Annotated in this window: 17 protein-coding genes and 1 riboswitch; of the genes, 3 read left to right on the forward strand and 14 right to left on the reverse strand. The window is 69.8% G+C overall.

Annotation, left to right across the window (positions count from 1 at the left end):
- Nucleotides 1–168: 168 nt before the first annotated feature.
- From cbiE to ACRXBZ_RS11640, 8 genes are all read right to left on the reverse strand, one after another.
- On the reverse strand, nt 169–1,371 hold the full coding sequence (gene cbiE, locus ACRXBZ_RS11605) for a precorrin-6y C5,15-methyltransferase (decarboxylating) subunit CbiE (RefSeq protein WP_433879125.1): 1,203 nt from the start codon (nt 1,369–1,371) through the stop codon (nt 169–171).
- Nucleotides 1,356–2,522 (reverse strand): cobalt-precorrin-5B (C(1))-methyltransferase, encoded by a 1,167-nt coding sequence (locus tag ACRXBZ_RS11610; RefSeq protein WP_433879126.1) that lies wholly within the window; start codon nt 2,520–2,522, stop codon nt 1,356–1,358. The genes cbiE and ACRXBZ_RS11610 overlap by 16 nt, the downstream gene beginning before the upstream one ends.
- Nucleotides 2,506–3,885 (reverse strand): precorrin-4 C(11)-methyltransferase, encoded by a 1,380-nt coding sequence (cobM, locus tag ACRXBZ_RS11615; RefSeq protein WP_433879127.1) that lies wholly within the window; start codon nt 3,883–3,885, stop codon nt 2,506–2,508. Before cobM ends, ACRXBZ_RS11610 begins: the two co-directional genes overlap by 17 nt.
- On the reverse strand, nt 3,879–4,616 hold the full coding sequence (gene cobI / locus ACRXBZ_RS11620) for a precorrin-2 C(20)-methyltransferase (protein ID WP_433879128.1): 738 nt from the start codon (nt 4,614–4,616) through the stop codon (nt 3,879–3,881). Before cobI ends, cobM begins: the two co-directional genes overlap by 7 nt.
- Nucleotides 4,616–5,992, reverse strand: coding sequence for a cobyrinic acid a,c-diamide synthase CobB (locus tag ACRXBZ_RS11625; RefSeq protein WP_433879129.1), 1,377 nt, complete (start codon nt 5,990–5,992; stop codon nt 4,616–4,618). Before ACRXBZ_RS11625 ends, cobI begins: the two co-directional genes overlap by 1 nt.
- On the reverse strand, nt 5,986–6,600 hold the full coding sequence (gene cobO / locus ACRXBZ_RS11630) for a cob(I)yrinic acid a,c-diamide adenosyltransferase (RefSeq protein WP_433879130.1): 615 nt from the start codon (nt 6,598–6,600) through the stop codon (nt 5,986–5,988). The genes ACRXBZ_RS11625 and cobO overlap by 7 nt, the downstream gene beginning before the upstream one ends.
- 71 nt (nt 6,601–6,671) lie before the next feature.
- The gene (locus ACRXBZ_RS11635; protein WP_433879131.1) at nt 6,672–6,956 is read right to left on the reverse strand and encodes a DUF397 domain-containing protein; all 285 of its coding nucleotides are present in this window, start codon (nt 6,954–6,956) and stop codon (nt 6,672–6,674) included.
- Nucleotides 6,953–7,795, reverse strand: a complete 843-nt coding sequence (locus tag ACRXBZ_RS11640) for a helix-turn-helix domain-containing protein (protein ID WP_433879132.1) — start codon at nt 7,793–7,795, stop codon at nt 6,953–6,955. The genes ACRXBZ_RS11635 and ACRXBZ_RS11640 overlap by 4 nt, the downstream gene beginning before the upstream one ends.
- Before the next feature lie 187 nt (nt 7,796–7,982).
- Here ACRXBZ_RS11640 and ACRXBZ_RS11645 point away from each other — a divergent pair, with 187 nt between their 5' ends.
- Nucleotides 7,983–8,249 (forward strand): hypothetical protein, encoded by a 267-nt coding sequence (locus tag ACRXBZ_RS11645; RefSeq protein WP_433879133.1) that lies wholly within the window; start codon nt 7,983–7,985, stop codon nt 8,247–8,249.
- A gap of 50 nt (nt 8,250–8,299) precedes the next feature.
- Here the strand turns inward: ACRXBZ_RS11645 and ACRXBZ_RS11650 are convergent, their stop codons facing one another.
- The 4 genes from ACRXBZ_RS11650 to ACRXBZ_RS11665 all read right to left on the reverse strand — a co-directional run bounded on the left by ACRXBZ_RS11650 (nt 8,300) and on the right by ACRXBZ_RS11665 (nt 11,605).
- Nucleotides 8,300–9,088: an ESX secretion-associated protein EspG gene (locus ACRXBZ_RS11650; RefSeq protein WP_433879134.1), complete on the reverse strand. Its 789-nt coding sequence runs from the start codon at nt 9,086–9,088 to the stop codon at nt 8,300–8,302.
- Nucleotides 9,089–9,170: 82 nt separating this feature from the next.
- Nucleotides 9,171–10,610, reverse strand: coding sequence for a hypothetical protein (locus ACRXBZ_RS11655; protein ID WP_433879135.1), 1,440 nt, complete (start codon nt 10,608–10,610; stop codon nt 9,171–9,173).
- 38 nt (nt 10,611–10,648) lie between these two features.
- On the reverse strand, nt 10,649–11,134 hold the full coding sequence (locus ACRXBZ_RS11660) for a DUF3558 family protein (protein WP_433883856.1): 486 nt from the start codon (nt 11,132–11,134) through the stop codon (nt 10,649–10,651).
- Between the two features lie 69 nt (nt 11,135–11,203).
- Nucleotides 11,204–11,605 carry a hypothetical protein gene (locus ACRXBZ_RS11665; protein ID WP_433879136.1) on the reverse strand — a complete coding sequence of 134 codons (402 nt, stop codon included), beginning with the start codon at nt 11,603–11,605 and terminating at the stop codon, nt 11,204–11,206.
- A gap of 217 nt (nt 11,606–11,822) precedes the next feature.
- Here ACRXBZ_RS11665 and ACRXBZ_RS11670 point away from each other — a divergent pair, with 217 nt between their 5' ends.
- Complete coding sequence (locus tag ACRXBZ_RS11670) at nt 11,823–12,995, forward strand: MFS transporter (protein WP_433879137.1); 1,173 nt, start codon at nt 11,823–11,825, stop codon at nt 12,993–12,995.
- 187 nt (nt 12,996–13,182) lie between these two features.
- Here the strand turns inward: ACRXBZ_RS11670 and ACRXBZ_RS11675 are convergent, their stop codons facing one another.
- Both ACRXBZ_RS11675 and ACRXBZ_RS11680 read right to left on the reverse strand, forming a co-directional pair.
- Nucleotides 13,183–15,207, reverse strand: coding sequence for a putative cobaltochelatase (locus ACRXBZ_RS11675; RefSeq protein WP_433879138.1), 2,025 nt, complete (start codon nt 15,205–15,207; stop codon nt 13,183–13,185).
- A 55-nt stretch (nt 15,208–15,262) separates the two neighbouring features.
- Nucleotides 15,263–15,388: riboswitch (cobalamin riboswitch) on the reverse strand.
- A gap of 671 nt (nt 15,389–16,059) precedes the next feature.
- Nucleotides 16,060–16,527 (reverse strand): GNAT family N-acetyltransferase, encoded by a 468-nt coding sequence (locus ACRXBZ_RS11680; protein WP_433879139.1) that lies wholly within the window; start codon nt 16,525–16,527, stop codon nt 16,060–16,062.
- Nucleotides 16,528–16,749: 222 nt separating this feature from the next.
- On the opposite strand from ACRXBZ_RS11680, the gene ACRXBZ_RS11685 reads away from it, so the two are divergent.
- A complete protein-coding gene (locus ACRXBZ_RS11685; protein ID WP_433879140.1) occupies nt 16,750–17,199 on the forward strand; it encodes a YbaB/EbfC family nucleoid-associated protein in 450 nt (149 codons plus the stop codon).
- The last annotated feature ends 3 nt before the right edge of the window (nt 17,200–17,202 follow it).

A 17,202-nucleotide genomic window follows, 5' to 3' on the forward strand; every position in this document is an offset into this window, starting at 1 on the left:
TCCGCAATTTCCATTGAAATCGAAGGTGCAATTTCCATTGAAGTTGCGGCCCGACGGGAGGACGGCCCGACGGGATGACGGGAGGACGGGAGGACGGGAGGACGGGAGGACGGGAGGACGGCCCGACGGGAGGACGGGATGACGGGATGATGACGGGAGGACATGGGGTCAGCGTTGTTTCCGGTATCCGGAGATCAGCACGACCGGGTTGGCCGCTTCCAGGCGGGACGCGCCGTCGGGCAGTTCCGCCAGCCTTGCCGCCGACAGCTGCACGCCCTCCACCTCGTAGTCCGCCGCCCGCAGCGCGTCGCGGGTCGGCCCGACCCGGTCCAGCGCCGCCAGCGCAACCACGACGCGGGACGCTCCGGCGTGCGCGCACGCCGTGACGACCTCGGTGCCGCCGCCGCCCACGAAGATCGCGTCGGGCCGCGGCAGGTTGCGCAGCGCTTGCGGCGCCGCGCCCTCCTCGATCCGGACGTCCACGCCGTGGCTCGCCGCGTTGGTGACCAACCGCACTACCTGGGCCTCGTTGGACTCCACCGCGATCGTCGCCGCGCCCATCCGGGCGCACTCCACCGCCACCGAACCGGATCCCGCCCCGACGTCCCAGACCAGCGTCCCCGGCCTCGGCGCGAGCTTCGCCAGCGCCACGGCCCGCACCTCGGCCTTGGTGATCATGCCGTCGCGGTGCGAGAACTCGTCCTCGGACAGCGCCCAGCCGGTCGCCGGCGGTACCGGCTCGCCGCTGGCGATCCAGCCCCGGTGCGGCACGTCGTCCAGATCCGCCAGGGAGAGCACGATGTTCGGCTCGTACCAGGTGCGCTTGGCCGCCTCGGCCGGTTCGATGGTGACCACCGACTCGTTCGGCCCGCCAAGGTCCTCGGCGACGACCATGGTCCGGCGCCAACCGGCCAGCCCGGAGGCGATCTGGGCCGGGCCGGCCTTCGGCGCGGTCAGCACCGCCACCGCCGGTCGCGCGCGGCAGACGTTGATCGCCTGGCGGAGGTCGCGGCCGTGCGCGCTGACCACCACGACGTCGTCCCAGGAGCGGCCGACGCGCGCCATCAGCTGCTGCACGCTGGAGGTCGAGGGCAGCACCGTGCACCGGATGCCGCGTTCGCGCAGCGCTCGGACCGCGCCGAAGAAGCCGGGATCACCCGAGGCCAGCACCACGCCGTGCTCGTCACCGGACAGCGACGACAAGGCGTTCAGCGCCGGATCCAGCGGCCCAAGTTCGAGCTTGCGCGCGTGTTCCGGCGCGTGCGCTTCGAGGTGCCGTCTGCCGCCGACCACGAGCCGTGCCGACTCCAGCGCTTCGGCACCGCCCTTCGGCAGATCCCCACCATCGACCCCGATCACCGTGACTGCCACGTCACCCACCTTGCCTCGGTGGCCGCCACCACGTGTTCGCCCTGGAAGTCCACCATCGCGACCCGAACACGCAGCCGACGGCCGCATTCCTCGCTGAACCGCTCCAATACTCCTGCCACCTGCCCGCAGAGCCGGTGCGCACACGCCGAGAGCAGCCCGCTGTGCTGCCACACCTCGTACGCCCGGCGCGCTGTGGCGGCCTGCTCGATCTCGGCGACCTGCTCGGGGTCGCCACCGAACTCGCCGGTCAGCCGACCGAGCAACGCCGTGTCCACTTTGGACCTCGTGTAGTGCGTCATCACCACGCCGGAGGCGAGCTTGGTCAGCTTGCCGATCATGCCGACGAACACGACCTCGTCCAGCCCGTGCTCGACGGCGCGACGCAGCGCCGCACCGGTGAAGTCGCCGACCTCGATGAACGCCACCTCGGGCTCGTCGGGCAGCAGCCGCATCGCGGCCTTCTCGGTGCGACCGCCGGTGGACAGCACCGCAACCCGGCCGCCCTGTGCGGCGAGCACGGAAACCGCCTGTTCGACGCTGGACCTCCAGGACGCGGTGGAGAACGGCCGCACGATGCCGGTGGTGCCGAGGATCGAGATGCCACCGAAGATGCCCAACCGCCGGTTGGTGGTCTTGTAGGCCATCTTCTCACCACCGGGCACGGTGATCGTGACGTCCGCGCCACGCTCGCCGAGCGCCTCGCGCACCGCGTTGGTGATCATCTCGCGGGGCACCGGGTTGATCGCCGGACCGCCGACCTCCAGGCCGAGGCCCGGCTTGGTCACGACGCCGACGCCTTCGCCGCCGTGCAGCAAGATCTCGCCGTCATCGCGGGCGGTGACCGACGCGGTCATCCGAGCGCCGTGAGTGACGTCGGGGTCGTCGCCCGCGTCCTTGACGACCACTGCGGTCGCGGGCCCGATCGACCCCGAATCCACCTGGAAGCGCCGGTACCTGCCGTCCGGGAACGGGACGTCCACGGTGGCCGGGAGGTGCCCGGTGGCGAGCAGTTGGGCCGCCGCACGCGCCGCCGCCGCGGAACACGCACCCGTGGTGAACCCGGTGCGCAGCGCCTTGGGCCGGACCTTCGCGGTGCGCGGCAGGTCCGGCTCCCGCAGCGGCGGCTGCGCCTCGTTACTCGCCCTGCTCATCCGGCTTCGCCGGGGACTTGCGCCGCCCGGCGGGCGTCGCCTTCGCCGCTGCAGTGGTAGTGGTCGCGGACTTCGTCCGCTTCGCCGCAGACTTCGTCGCCGCGCTCTTCGCCCCGGACTTCGTTCCGCCGCGCTTCGCGGGAACGGCCTTCGCCGTGGCCCGGGTAGCCGTCGTGCTGGCCGCCGAGGTCTGGCGCGGCTTCGGCTCGGGCGCATCGGAGCGAACGGACCGTTCACTCACCTCTACCGCACCAACAGGCCGATCGCTGCCAACCACATCAGCACCCGCATCGGAAGGAACGGACTGTTCACTCGCCTCTACGGCGTCAACAGGCCGTTCGCCCGCCGTCACGTCGTCGGTGAACAGCTGGGACTGCGCGGCGTCGACCCGACGGGCCGGGGACGCGCGGTTCGCCGCGACCCGCGCCGCGCCGCGGGCGCTCTCCTGCCAGTCGCGCACCGCCCACCAGGCGACGTCGGAGTCGCGTACCCGCTCCCCCGAGTCCTCGGCGCGCGGGCCGGGCTTCGAGTCGCTCTCCGCGCGGCGGCGCGCAGCGGTGGGGCGCTCGGCCCGCAGCGCGCGGCGCGCGGCCGGGTCGGCTCGGCGGTAGGTGTGGAAGTGCCCCGCGTGGTAGAGGTGCGAACGGGTTCCCGAGCTGGCGAGGCCCTTGCCGACGATGAACAGCGTGTGCCGCCACAGCTTGTGCTGCTTGACGGTCTTCTCCAGGTCGGCGAGGTTCGTGCGCAGCAGCAGCTCGTCGGGCCAGGTGACCTTGTAGGCCACCAGCACCGGGGTGTCGTCGGGGTAGCCGCCGGCCCGCAGTTCCTCGACGAGCTGACCGGTGCGCGCGGCGGAGAGGAACAGCGCCATCGTGGTGCCATGCTTGGCGAACTCGCGCACCTTCTCGCCTTCGGGCATCGGCGTCTTGCCGCCCTCCAGACGGGTCAGCACCAGCGACTGGGCGACTTCCGGCACGGTGAGCTCGCGACCGATGGCGGCCGCGGCGGCGGAGAACGCCGGAACGCCGGGCACGATCTCGACTTCCAGGTTCATCCGCGCGCACGCGTCGTGCTGTTCCTGAACCGCGCCCCACAGCGACGGGTCGCCGGAGTGCACCCGGGCGACGTTGAGCTTGTCGCGCTCGGCGCGGCGGTAGATCTCCAGCGCCTGCTCGTGGGTCAGCCGGGAGGAGTCGACCAGTTCCGCGTCGCTGCGCGCGTGCTCCTGGATGCATTCCGGCGCGACCAGGCTCGCGGCCCACACCACGATGTCGGCCTCGGCGATCCGCCGGGCACCGCGGACCGTGATCAGGTCGGCCGCGCCCGGTCCCGCACCGATGAACGAGATCCGGCCAGTCACCATTGTTCTCCTCTTCCGCCTCGGGGTGGAAGTACTACCACAGTGGACAGATAAGGCGCGTCGTCCACTTCGGACACATCGGACAACGGCAGCACCCGCGCGTCCGGCGTGCCCAGGTGCTCGGCGTAGACCGCGCGTTCCAGGGCTCCGCTCTCGGCGATCGCGGTGCGCAGTTCGCCGAGCCGCCGGCCGCCTTTGTAAGCAACGACCGTACCGCGTGCCCGCAGCGCCTCCCGCAGCGCGGTCACGTCACGCATCACCGGTATCACGGTGAGTGATTCGGTGCCTTCGGTCAGCGCTACGCCCGCTTGCGCGGCCGTGGCCTGCATCGCGGTGATCCCCGGCACAGTGGCCACTTCGACCTCGGGCAACAGCTCGGCCACGGTGGCCGCGAGGTAGCTGAAGGTCGAATACACGGCGGGGTCCCCGAGGGTGGCGAAGGCCACGGTGCCGCCCTGATCACGCAGCCGCTGCGCGACGACCGCGGCGGCCTCGTCCCAGTGCCTGCGTCGCCGGTCCTGCGGGCCGTCCACCGGATCGGCCAACGCGAAAACCAGCCGCTGCACCCGGTCGTCGTCGCCCAGGTGCGCGCGGACGATGGCTTCCGCCCGGCCCTGCTCGTCGGCGGAGAGCACCGGGACGAACACGGTGCCAGCCGCCCGGATCTCGCGCAGCGCGGCCAGGGTCAGCATTTCCGGATCCCCGGGGCCGACCCCGACACCGACCAGCCGCATCACGCGCACCTCGCCACGAACCGTTGGACCGCGCCAGGCTGCCCGGCCGGATGGGTGTGCAAGTAGGAGGCGTGTACGCCGCCCTGCACGAAGCCTTCCCGCTGGACACCGGTCGCGCCGCGCCAGATCCAGGCGGGTTGCGATCCGCTGCCGGGTTCCAGGACGGTGCGGTGGAATTCGTGCCCGCTCACTCGTGCTCCTTCGGCGAATAGGACTGAATCGGCTGAATCGGCGACGGCCACCGCGTCGCGGTAGCCGAGCACCAGCCGCGGCGACATCCGCGCCCGCGCGTCGAGCACCCCGCACAGCGGGTGGCCCTCCAGCTCCCTTGCCAGGTACAGCAGCCCGCCGCACTCGGCGTGGATCGGCGCGCCGGTGGCGGCGAACGCCGCGATTTCCTTGCGCAGAGCGGTGTTCGCCGACAGTTCGGCGGCGTGCTGCTCGGGGAAACCGCCCGGCAGCACCACGCCCGCGGTGCGTTCCGGCAGCCGCTCGTCGCCCAGCGGGTCGAGGACGACGACCTCGGCACCGGCGGCTTCGAGCAGCTCGACGTGCTCGGCGTAGGCGAAGGTGAATGCCTGCCCACCGGCGACCGCGACCACCGGCCTCGCCTGCGGTTTCACCTCGTCGCGCGGATCCCAGGCGGGGCCGGGCAGCTCGGGAGCCGAGCGCGCAAGCGCGCACACCACGTCGAGATCCACCGACCGGGCAACGACGTCGGCCATCGCGTCGACCGCGCGGACCGCCTCCCCGCCGTGCTCGGCAGCCGTGACGAGACCGAGATGGCGCGACGGAACGGCGAGGTCCTCGGTGCGCGGGATCGCGCCGAGCACCGGGAGACCCGCGTTGTCGGCGGCGTCGCGGAGCACCTCCTCGTGCCGCGGCGAGCCGACCCGGTTGAGGATGACGCCCGCGACCCGGACCTCCGGGCGGTAGCTGCGGAAACCGTGCAGCAGCGCGGCGAGGCTGTGGCTTTGCCCTTTGGCATCGACGACCAGCACGACCGGCGCGCTCAGCAGTTGAGCGACGTGCGCGGTGGAGCCGACCGCGATGCCCTCCCCGGGCCCGATGCGGCCGTCGAACAGCCCCATCACACCCTCCACGATGGACAACTCGGCCCCGGCGGCACCGTGCCGGAACAACGGCGCGATGCGATCCTCCCCGACCAGCACCGGATCGAGGTTGCGGGCCGGGCGGCCGGCGGCCAGCCGGTGGTACCCGGGGTCGATGTAATCCGGCCCGACCTTGAACGCCGCGACCGCGGTGCCCCGGCGCCGCAGCGCGCCCAGCAACCCGGTCGCCACCGTCGTCTTGCCCTGCCCCGACCCGGGAGCCGCCACGATCAACCGAGCAAGCGGAAGCGCACCGGTCACCATTCGATGCCCTTCTGGCCCTTCTGGCCGGCGTCCATCGGGTGCTTGACCTTGGTGGTCTCCATGACGAGGTCGGCAGCGTCGATCAGCGCTTGCGGGGCATAGCGGCCGGTGATCACGACGTGCTGGTGCCCGGGTCGGTCGCGCAGGGTCTCGACGACCTCGGCGATGTCGACCCAGCCCCAGTGCAGCGGATAGGTGAACTCGTCCAGCACGTAGAGGCCGTGGTGCTGCTCGCCGATCCGGCGGGCGATCTCCCGCCAGCCCTCCAGCGCGGCTGCGGCGTGGTCGTCCTCGCCGCCCTTCTTGCGGGTCCAGGACCAGCCCTCGCCCATCTTGTGCCACTCGACGGGGCCGCCCTCACCGGTTTCGTCGTGCAACCGTCCCAGTGCGCGGAAGGCCGACTCCTCGCCGACGCGCCACTTCGCGGACTTGACGAACTGGAACACGCCGATCGACCAGCCCTGGTTCCAGCCGCGGAGCGCGAGCCCGAACGCGGCGGTGGACTTGCCCTTCATCTCGCCGGTGTGCACCACGACCAGCGGCCTGTTGCGGCGCTGGCGAGTGGTCAACCCGTCGTTCGGCACGGTCGAAGGCTGTCCCTGAGGCATGCCCCGACCCTAACGGAACGGCTCGTGAGCGATAGTTCCGGTTCTTGCCGGAAAAATCACGCACGACCCCATCACCGCAGGTCGAAGACACCCCGAGCAGCAGCGGCAAGGAACGCCGACCAAGCAGGGTGACCGAACACCAACACCCAACCCTCGGGATCCTTCGAATCCCGAGCCGCCACAGACCTGTCGGGGAAAGCGACCTCGACGCAGTTACCGCCGGTGTCGCCGCTACGACTAGACTTCCGCCATAACTCCGCAGGGATTGCGGCGACTTCGACGCAGGAGCCCTGATGACCGCTGTAACTGCTCTTCCTCCAGGTCAGCTGCTGCTGGCTCGCCAGCCTGTGAATCATGAATACTCCTTCGCGATCGATTCCACCATCTTGACCGAATCATCCGGGGAGAGCGCAAGAGCACAGAGGTGCTCGAATGCAATCACATGAGCTGCGATCTCTCCCGGCCCTTCGAGGTAGACAGCACCACCGAGGTGCTCGACATACGCAACGCCAGGGTCACCGGGCCAGGGGAAGTCCAGGATCTGAAATCTGCCCACCATGCCTGGATGCGCGCCTTGCTCGAAAGGAATCATCTGCACCGTGACTTTCGGCTTCCGCATCAACTCGGCCAGATGGCGAAGTTGATCACGCATGACCTGCGGGCTGCCGACCACACGGCGCAACGCGGCCTCGTCCAGCACCACCCACAGGCGCAGTGGCTTCGCCTTGCGACACAAGGCTTCTTGACGCCCCACACGCACTTCAACATGACGCTCTATCTGCTCCTGCTCACGTTCCACCGGGCCTCGTTGCGACACTGCGTGGGCATACTCGCGTGTTTGCAGCAGCCCCGGGATCAGCTGCGCCTCGTAGACTCGTAGTTGCGAGGCGCCCTGTTCCAGTCCCACGAACAGGGAGAACCAGTCAGGCAGCGCGTCCGAGTCGTAGCTCTCCCACCAGCCCCTCTTGCGGGAATCTCGCGCTGCTTGCACGTACTTCGGCCACTTCTCCGCTGGGACGCTGTACAGCGGTAGCAGGACCTCTTCGAGGTCGCGGAGCATGATCGAACGCTCGGCGTTCTCGATGTAGGAGACCTTCGCCGTGGTGCACCGCAGGGCCTTCGCTACGTCCTTCTGTTCCAGGTTCGCCGCTTTGCGCAGGCGCGTCAGCTCGAAGGCGAGCCAGCGCCGCCACACCGTCGGACTCGACGTCTCTGCCACAGGTCCTCCTTCGTGAGTGCGGCTTAAGTCTCGCGGAGGCCGATGTTGCCCGATCAGGCGACTTGTTCCAAGTTAAGTCAAATTTTATGGTTAACAACAGTGATCGAGATTTCGATCACCGCACACACCGCAGATCAGAGCAATTTTCACGGGAGGTTCCAGCATGGTGGCACGCGGGGTTGAGCGGTCGTTTTCGGAGTGGGTGGAGGAGTTGGTGCGGGTGTCCGCTCCGCGGGTTTTCGCGCTCGTCGAGGAGATCGACGACGAGCTCGGGAAGGACGGGCAGGTCGTCGCTTGGGGAATGGAGTTCCACGACCACGCCGAGGTCGTGGCCGTGGAGGGCGGGATTCGCGGATCGTTCCGGTCAGCGCTGAGCGCTTTCGAACTGTTCTCCCGCAAGGACCCGATGCAGTTGGTCTGGGTGCCCTGAGGTGTCGTGAGTGCGTAGCCGAGCTGGAGCCCGGCTACGCACTCACGACCTCAGCGCGGGCGGAAGGTGGCGAGCTGTTCGCCGAGGTAGCGGGCCAGGCGCGTTCTGTCCGCCGGGCCGAAGGTGGTCCAGCGCTCGCCGTCGTTGTTGCGCCTCGTCGTGACGCTGTAGCGACCCTCTTCGGTGTCCCGCCAGCCGACCGCCGGGAGCCGGACCGGCTGGCCGCTGGCGTCCAGGCCGATCACCACGAAGTAGCCGACGCTCCGCACCGGTAGCGCCATGATCTTCTCCACCTTGCGCATCTCTCCGCCACCGTGGCCGGACGCGGTCGGCTGCGCCGCCCCGAGCCACGAATCCGGCTCGGCGTCGGCCGCGCGCGGTGGCTTCGGCTCACCACCATCTGCGATCGTGCCCCCTTCGAGCTTTCCCGCCGACACTTCCGGCAGCAGCCCGACGCACACACGGGCGAGCCCACGGACGTCGATGAACTCGATCCGCAAGCCCTGCTCATCCTGAACCGCGACGACTCCGGCCCGCCCGGCCACCGCCACGCGCGCCCGGTAGACGGCGTCCGACCTGCCGTCGTAGGAGGTGACCGCCACGTCGATCTCCGGCCGGTGCAACAGGTTCAGCGCCTGCTCCAGCTCCGGTTCGGCCCGGCCGCGATCGGCTAATCGGCGCTGTTCCAGCCTTCCCCAGACGTCCTTGCGAAGTCCTGCGCGTTCATCGACGGTGGCGGCGAAGTGCGGGATCTCGAACGGGAACTGCCGCAGGTTGATCCGCAGATCCTCGCCGAGGATGTCCGCCGCCTCCGCGGAAAGCGTGAACGATTCGATCATCTCTTTCCCCTTTGCGCATGCCGCTATTCCCCGAGAAGCCAGTGCTTCTCGGGGAATAGCGCGAAACTTCGAATCCGGTCGGCTACTCGCCGAACACCGGCGGCGCGACCTTCGGCAACCCGAGGTCTTCCCAGGCCTCGTCGGTGTCGAGCACGTACTTGCTCTCGTGCTCGTTGTCCTCTTCGGACTTCCCGCCCTGACCACGCCCGGCGGCACCGCCACCGGCCATCCCGGCACCGCCACGGCCACCGGCCGCACCGGTACCACCAGCACCGGCACCTCCGGCGGCGCCGAGCCCGCCGACACCGGCACGACCACCCACGCCGAGCTGTCCACCGGCACCACCGACGCCGCCGATCCGACCGGCACCGCCCATGCCACCGCCCCGACCGGCACCACCCATGCCACCCGGACGGCCACCGCCACCGACGCCCGGTCGACCCCCACCGGGCCCGGGTCGCTGCTGATTCGGCGGCAGCGGAGCCCAACGCCCGTTGTAGGGGTTCTGGCGCTCCCACTGGCCGGTCTGCGGATTCCACCGCGTGCCCGACGACGGCGTCGCCGTGGGCTGCTGCCACACCGGGGTCGTACTGTGCGGCGGCACCGACGCGGTGCTCGGAGGGCTGTACTGGGGCGTCGCGGTGTGCGGGCTCGCCCATGCCGATTGGGTCGACGAAGGCTTACTCGACGTGCTGATCGACGGGTCGATGGAACCGATCGTGTTCTGCTGCTGCTGCGGAGTGTTCGTTAGCTCCTCAGGCCCGCGCGGGGCGGGCACGAACGCGGGAGTCTGCGCTGCGGCCTGCCCGAAGTCGGTCTCCATGGTCGACATGACCTGGGCCGCCTCCTGGTGCGCGGCCTGGCTCTTCTCCTGCTTCTCCACGATGTCGTTGGCACGGCTGATGGCCGTGAACGGGTTCGGATCGGAGAAGTAGTTCTTCAGCTCCTGCTTCATGTCGAACTCGACGACCTCGGGCATCGAGTTCCGCGCCCGCTCCCCGGCCTCGGCCTGCATGCCGACCTGGTTGGCGGTCAGCTGCGCCGCGCTACCGGAGTGCGACATGTGATCGGCAAGCTGCGTGACATGCGCCCGCATGGCGTCGCCGGCCTCGCCCTGCCAGCTCTCCTGGGTCTTGGCGGCGGCCTGGCGGATGTCGTTTGCCAGATCCAGATACATCTGGCCATGCCCGTGGTAAACGCGACCGGTGTCATGAACCGCGGTCGGGTCGAAGTTCTCCCGGACGAACCTGTCCAGCTCCTTGTGCTCGAAGGACAAGTAGTGCGTGTTCCCCAACGCACCAGGCTTGTCGCGGAGCTCCTGGTCAACCGACAACGCCTGAGCCTGCTGCTGACCGTACTTCGCGGTCTCCTGCTTGGCTTTGGCCTGCGACAACGCCTCCATCAACGCATTGCCGACAAACGGCATGTTCGACACGCCCGCGTACTCCTGCTGCCCCTGCTGATACGCATCGTGCTCGTAGTCGGCTACGTACTCGTATCTACCGCCCGGCGGCGACGTCATGACTCCCCCTTACCCTTTTCAGTTCTCCAACACGGAATTCAGTTTTTCGGAAAATTCGCAGCAACCAGTGGCGCAGCCTTCTGCGCAATCTCACAGGCAGTATCAGGATTCTGTCGCGCTGGCACGGAGCCGACGACCGATATCGAGCTCGCGGAAGACGTCTCGAATGAAACACCGCATGTACCCGTGAGGACACTATCGGCAACCAGTTTCGCCCTCCGGCCGGCGACGGATGTCTCCTCGACCTTCTGGCCGGTGAAATTCAGCTCGTCAAGCGACTTGTCGTGGTTGACAACGATCTGAATTCCCCCTCCTGTCGCCAGATTCCAGTCACAGGCGGCCGCACCCGATATCCTCTTCGGCTCACCTGATCCTTTTAGGCTTAGAGCAGTCGCATCGCCCGATGTCAATGTCTGGCACGGATCGATCGCCGCAACCTGGGCGCTGCTCGAGGGGGAGCCCTCGCCGCTCTCTCCCGGTTGCGGGGTTACTCCTCCGCCCCCAGGTCCCCCGCAACCCGCCATACCCAGGACCAATACCGTGAACACGCCGCCAGCAAGCGGCCACGACCTACGCACCAACTAACCCCGTTCTCACGCCTGCACGCCGCGGAAGCCGGCGTTGCCCTCATCCAGGTCCTGGTAGAGCCGAATGCCCTTCTTGATCGCTTCAAGCACCTGCGGGAACCGCTGCTCAAACTGAAGCACCAGCTCTTCATACGACCGCCCGTCACCGCCAGCAGCGACCAGCGTGTTGAACTCAGCCATCGCCTGACCCGCAGGACTGTCCCCTAACGGGGTGCGCTGCTTCAGGGTGTACAGGTCCCTCTTGATTTCCGGCAGCTTTTCGCTCTCGAAGCCCTGGAAGATTTTGATCAGCTCGTCACCGGCCTCCGGTGCGACCTGGAACTGCCCACTGTTAGCCGCGCTAATGATGCCCTGCATGGCGTCATTCGTGGCGGCGAGCCCAGCTGCTGCCCCAACCGGCCCCGTCATCGCTTCTCCTCAAGTTCGTTTAGCCCCACAGCGCGCCCGAACCTAGCACCTGGACGTACCCCGGAACGCCGATACGAGACAAATCCGCAATACCCCGCCCTAGATCACGCCCCAATGGCCTAGCGCCGCCGACCCGATGGTGGCCGAGGTCACGGGGTTCTGGAACGGTGCGGTCGGCGAACATGAATGGGCGCCCCGACCGTTCAGGAGCCGCCCGATGCCGACCAGGCCGCCGCTGGTTTTGTCCGCCGCCACGCTGATCTCCAACTTCGACCGCTTCGCGGTCACGCCGATGCTGGTGCTGATCGCGCTCGGCCTGCAGGTGCCGCTGGGGGCGGCGGTCGCCGCTGCAAGCGGCTACTTCCTCGCTTACGGCCTCTCCCAACCGGTTTGGGGATTGCTGTCGGATCGGTTCGGGCGCGTTCCGGTCATGCGCGGCACGCTGCTCGGCGCCGCTGCGGCGGGCGTGGTCTCCGCGCTGGCGCCGAACCTGACCACACTGATCGTGGCACGCGCCATCACCGGCGCGTGCATGGGCGCGGTCGTTCCGGGTTCGCTGACCTACGTCGGCGACACCGTGCCGCAGAAGAACCGCCAGGCCGCCCTTTCAGACCTGATGGCGGCGTCGGCGATGGGCACCGCGCTGGCGACCGCCGTCGGCGGGCTGTTGGCCGGTTTCCTGGACTGGCGCGCGGTTTTCGCGGTCCCGGCCGGGTTCGCCGCGCTGTGCGCCTTCCGGCTCCGCAAGCTTCCGGAGCCGCAGCGCGCCCAGGTCGAGGGCGTGCGCAACCACCTGATGGCGGTGCTGGGGAATCGTTGGGCCCTGCTGGTCTTCGGGCTGGTGTTCGTCGAGGGCGCGGTGCTGTTGGGCACCATGACGTTCCTCCCCTCGGCATTGGTGCAGGGAGGTGTCGCCGTCGCCGTGGCGGGCCTCGCCACCGCGACCTACGGCGTTGGCGTGTGGTCGTTCTCCAGGCTGGTCAAGGTCTTGGGGCGGCGGCTGGCGGTCTGGCAGCTGATCGCGATCGGCGGCACCGCGATGGCGCTCGGATACCTGGTCGTGACGGCCGACGCCAACATCGCGACCGTCGTGGTCGCGGCGCTGCTGCTCGGTGGCGGCTGGTCGTTCATGCACTCGTCGCTGCAGACCTGGGTGACGTCGGTGGTCCCGGAGGCCAGGGGCACCGCCGTGGCGTTGTTCGCCTCGGCGCTGTTCCTCGGGAGCGCGGTCGCTTCGGCTGCTGCGGGTCCGTTCGTCGAGCGTGGTTCGTACTCACTGGTCTTCGGAATCGCCGCCGCCACCGCGGTTCCGCTGCTGATCACCGCGTCCGCGTGCCGCTACCGCTACCAGCAGCGGAACGAACCGGCACGCGCTGGCCGGGCCGGGTGAAGCTCGCGGGAACGAGCCGATCCGGCCGGCCGGGAAAAGAGCCCCCGCACTCGACCAGCCTGGGGGTCGCCGGGAGCGCGGGGGCATCTTGGAGGTCCACCCCTGGGGGTCAGGTGGACGGCAGTACCGTACCAATCAGTCAGCTAGGCCAGAAGGCAGAACGCCGAATCTCGTAATCAAAACGAGATCAAGCCGCGCGGGGCCGCTCGTCCCGGACCGCGCGGACCACGCCCGCGACGTTGTCGGCCGAAAGCTCCTCCAACCGCAGGCAGGGGCCGTCCAGCGCGGCCGCGAGCCGGGCCGCCAACCCGAGTCGGACCGGCCCGCTCTCGCAATCCACCACGACGGAGGCCACGCCCGCCTCGGCGAGCAGTCCGGCCGAACGCAGCGCGTCGTCGACGGCGCGCTGCGCCCGAAGCCGCCCGCCCTCCTCGCGGTTCACCGGCACGGTGGCTTTTCCGTCGGTCAGCAGCACGACCAGGGTCCGCCGGTTCGGGTCCCGCATCCGCTCGGTCTGCACCACGCGGCGAACCCGCAGCAGCCCGTCGGCCAGCGGCGTGCGACCGCCGGTGCGCAGTCCCCGCATCCGCGCGGCCGCGATGTCCACAGAGGACGTCGGCGGCAGCGCGAGCTCCGCGGAGTCGCCGCGGAAGGTCACCACGCCGACCTTGTCGCGCCGCTGGTAGGCGTCCCGCAGCAGCGACAGAACGGCGCCACTGACCGCCGACATCCGCTCCCTGGCGGCCATCGACCCAGACGCATCCACCGCGAACAGCACCAGGTTCCCCTCGCGCCCCTCCCGGATTGCGCGCCGCAGATCGTCGGACCGCAGCACCAGCCCGGGACCGCGGCGGCCGCGGGCGACCTGGTGCGGCGCCGCGGCGGCCAGCGTGGCCGCCAGGTGGATGCCATGTCCCTCCACAGTGGACGACCGGGTCGCTCGGCCGCTGCGCGCCCGGGACCGCGACCGCCGTCCCGGCGCCCCGTCGCCGAGCCCCGGCACCTCCAGCAGCCGCGCCCGGAACGCCGCGGCCGGCGCTGCCGGCGGCCGCTCCCCGGGCGCCCGACCGTCGCTGTGCTCCTCCGAGCCGCCACCGGCTCCGCCGTCCGGCTCGGTCGGCCCCTCCGGCGGCTGGCCGCCGCCGTCCGGGCCTTCCGGCGGCTCGTCGCCCCCGTCGTCGTCGCCGTCGTCGGCGTGCTCCGCCGCCTCCGTCAGGGCCTGCTGGAGCTGGTCTTCGGCCATGCCGGGTTCGTCGAAGGGGTCGCGGCGGCGACGGTGCGGCAGCGCGAGCCTGGCCGCCGCTTCAACGTCCGCCTCGGCGACCGCCTCGGCTCCGCGCCAGGCCGCGTGCGCGACGGCGGTGCGCGCCAGCACCAGGTCGGCTCGCATGCCGTCGACGTCGAAGGACGCGCACAGCGCGGCGATCCGGCGCAGCTCGGTATCCGGGAGGACCACCGCGTCCACCCGGGCGCGGGCGGCCACGATCCGTGCGGCGAGTTCGGCGTCGGCGTCGGCCCACCGCGCGGCGAACCCGGCCGGGTCGGCTTCGAACGCCAGGCGGCGGCGCACCACCTCGGTCCGGGTCGCCACCTCGCGCGAAGCGGCGACGTGCACGGTGAGCCCGAACCGGTCCAGCAGCTGCGGGCGCAGCTCGCCTTCCTCCGGGTTCATCGTTCCCACCAGCAGGAACGACGCCGCGTGCGAGACCGAGACGCCTTCGCGCTCGACGTGCGCGCGCCCCATCGCCGCGGCATCCAGCAGCAGGTCGACGAGGTGGTCGTGCAGCAGGTTCACCTCGTCGACGTAGAGCACGCCCCGGTGCGCGGCGGCGAGCAGGCCGGGCTGGAAGGCGCGGACGCCTTCCGTCAGGGCACGTTCCAGGTCGAGCGAGCCGATCAACCGGTCCTCGGTAGCGCCCACCGGGAGCTCAACTAGCTGGGCGGGGTGCTGCGTCGCGGCGGAGCCGTGCGGACCGTCCGGGCACTGCGGGTCCGTGGCCCGCGGATCGCACCCGAAGCGGCAATCTGCGATCACGTCCAGCGGCGGCAGCAACGACGCAAGCGCACGCACCACGGTCGACTTCGCGGTGCCCTTCTCGCCTCGGACGAGGACCCCGCCGATGCGCGGGTGAACGGCGTTGAGCAGCAGCGCCAGCCGGAGGTCGTCGTGGCCGACGACGGCGGTGAAGGGAAAGCGCGGAACAGCGGACATGCCGGGTGTTCCTTCCTCGGGGTGCGGACGCCCCGGTGGCGGGAACAAGGGGCCGCAGTGTCCTGACTCCCGGATCGTCGCACCCCTCCGGCCTTCCCAGGTCGCCCCGGTGGCTCGCGGGGGAAGGGCCGCTCCCCGGTCACAGTGGCGCCGACCGTGCCGGATTCCCACCGGCTTCCTGACGCACCCCTTGCATTCGGATCACCGTGCATCGTCGCAGAACCCGGCCGCCTGACCAACCGACCACCACCCCGAGGAGACCAGCACCACTGGAGAGCGCCCTGCTTTCCGCACCGGCGCGCGGCGTGCCGGGAGTCGGCGATTTAAGGCCTGTTTCGAAAGTGGTTTGCGTAGGGGTGCGGGTAGCGGAACCTCAGAGGCCTTCTCGCTGCGGGATCCCCGACATCATGAATGCCAATTCACCACGTCGGGGCTGTCCTCGCGAGAAGGACCCCTGAGAACCCGCGGCGGTGCCAGTTAAGTCCCACACCGCAAGCGGCTGCCGCCGCTTATAAAACACGTCCTAGCGGGACCAGCCGGCGCGAACGCACGTGCAAGCCGGGATCGCGCCGAATGGCCGGGCTGTCCCGGAAGCGGTGGAAATACGCGAGCAGGTGCTCACCGGACGACCACTACCAGCGCTGAGCTGGACGTGAGTGAACCCAGCGAGGCGCCGCGTTCGGTCGGGTCAGCAACCGTGAGTGCTTTTGGGTGCTATAGCGCCCAAAAGCACTCACGGGCTTGCGCGGGTCAGGAGGCGGGCGTAGGCGGAGCCTGCCGATGTGAAGCCATCATGAAAGCGTGCCAAAAGCTGGACCAGAACGACCGCGGTCAAGCCCGCAGTAGCGCCGATCACGCGCGGCGGCGGGGCTCGCGGCGCATGTCGACGTGCGGGATGCCGTCCTCCAGGTATTCCTCGCCGTCCTCGACGAAACCGAAGGAGCGGTAGAAGTCCGTGGCGTAGGTCTGCGCGGCCAGCACGGCCGGCGAGTGCTGCACCTCGGCGACCGCGGCGCGCATCAGCTTGCGGGCCAGGCCCAGGCCGCGCGCGCCCTTGGCGGTGCAGACCCGCCCGATGCGGAAGGTGCCTTCGGGATCTTCCAGCAGCCGGAGATAGCCGAGCACGTAGCCGTCGGCCGAGTCGATCCAGAAGTGCCGGGTGGTCTCCTCCAGGTCGCGACCGTCCAGCTCCGGGTAGGGGCATTCCTGCTCGACGACGAACACGTCGACGCGCAGGCGCAACATCCGGTAGAAGTCCTCGGCGTCCAGGTCCGCGGTGTAGGCGCGGTGGACGGCGGTCGCGAGCGGCTGGAGGGTCACTCTTACCTGGATATCACAGCCGGGTCTCGAAACCCTCATTCACCAGCGCGGGGAGTAGTCAACGCCACTCGCCGACACCCTTTCCCGCTGCTCTGTTCGGGGCAGTTCGGCGCCGCTGTTCGGGGCAGTTTGGCGCCGAAGCGCTGACCCTCCGCAGGTCCCTCGACTAGCCTGCGCGTGATCAGTGATCGATCAGTCATGGCGAGTGGCTTGGGGGGATTTGTGAGCGAACCGATCTTCGGCGGCGATGGCGCGCACACCGAGGAGAACATCAGGCGCTGGGCGGCCAACGTCGAGGCGAAAGCCGAGCGCTACCAGCAGATGCAGCAGCAGGTGACTGCGGTCAGTGCCAGCGCGGAGTCCCGCGACGGGGTGGTGCGGGTGACTGTGGACAGCGCCGGGGCGGTCACCGACCTGCAGATCACCGACGACGCGCGCCGGATGTCCGGCGCGGGGCTCACCGAAGCGGTGCTGACGACCATGCGGCAGGCCCAGGCAGGTCTCCGGGACAAGGTGGCCGAGGTCATGTCGGCCACTGTCGGCGACGACCCCGAGACCGTCAACGCGGTCCTGTCGGCGTACCAGGAGCGCTTCCCGGATCCCGAAGCCGAGGAACGCGCCGAGCAGCCGCCCGCAGACGAAGACTTCAACGGCGACACGTACCTGCGGTGACCA

Origin of the sequence: Saccharopolyspora hattusasensis, from assembly GCF_050972075.1 — a bacterium.
GTDB classification, from domain to species: domain Bacteria; phylum Actinomycetota; class Actinomycetes; order Mycobacteriales; family Pseudonocardiaceae; genus Saccharopolyspora; species Saccharopolyspora hattusasensis.

Excerpts from the sequence above, each read along its gene's own strand:
- ACRXBZ_RS11650 (WP_433879134.1), bottom strand. The coding sequence starts at position 9,088 with ATGATCGAATCGTTCACGCTTTCCGCGGAGGCGGCGGACATCCTCGGC.
- ACRXBZ_RS11610 (WP_433879126.1), bottom strand. The coding sequence starts at position 2,522 with ATGAGCAGGGCGAGTAACGAGGCGCAGCCGCCGCTGCGGGAGCCGGAC.
- ACRXBZ_RS11665 (WP_433879136.1), bottom strand. The coding sequence starts at position 11,605 with ATGACGGGGCCGGTTGGGGCAGCAGCTGGGCTCGCCGCCACGAATGAC.
- ACRXBZ_RS11675 (WP_433879138.1), bottom strand. The coding sequence starts at position 15,207 with ATGTCCGCTGTTCCGCGCTTTCCCTTCACCGCCGTCGTCGGCCACGAC.
- cobI (WP_433879128.1), bottom strand. The coding sequence starts at position 4,616 with ATGCGGCTGGTCGGTGTCGGGGTCGGCCCCGGGGATCCGGAAATGCTG.
- ACRXBZ_RS11660 (WP_433883856.1), bottom strand. The coding sequence starts at position 11,134 with ATGGCGGGTTGCGGGGGACCTGGGGGCGGAGGAGTAACCCCGCAACCG.
- ACRXBZ_RS11645 (WP_433879133.1), top strand. The coding sequence starts at position 7,983 with ATGGTGGCACGCGGGGTTGAGCGGTCGTTTTCGGAGTGGGTGGAGGAG.
- ACRXBZ_RS11625 (WP_433879129.1), bottom strand. The coding sequence starts at position 5,992 with ATGGTGACCGGTGCGCTTCCGCTTGCTCGGTTGATCGTGGCGGCTCCC.
- cobO (WP_433879130.1), bottom strand. The coding sequence starts at position 6,600 with ATGCCTCAGGGACAGCCTTCGACCGTGCCGAACGACGGGTTGACCACT.
- cobM (WP_433879127.1), bottom strand. The coding sequence starts at position 3,885 with ATGGTGACTGGCCGGATCTCGTTCATCGGTGCGGGACCGGGCGCGGCC.
- ACRXBZ_RS11635 (WP_433879131.1), bottom strand. The coding sequence starts at position 6,956 with ATGATTCACAGGCTGGCGAGCCAGCAGCAGCTGACCTGGAGGAAGAGC.
- ACRXBZ_RS11655 (WP_433879135.1), bottom strand. The coding sequence starts at position 10,610 with ATGACGTCGCCGCCGGGCGGTAGATACGAGTACGTAGCCGACTACGAG.
- ACRXBZ_RS11670 (WP_433879137.1), top strand. The coding sequence starts at position 11,823 with ATGCCGACCAGGCCGCCGCTGGTTTTGTCCGCCGCCACGCTGATCTCC.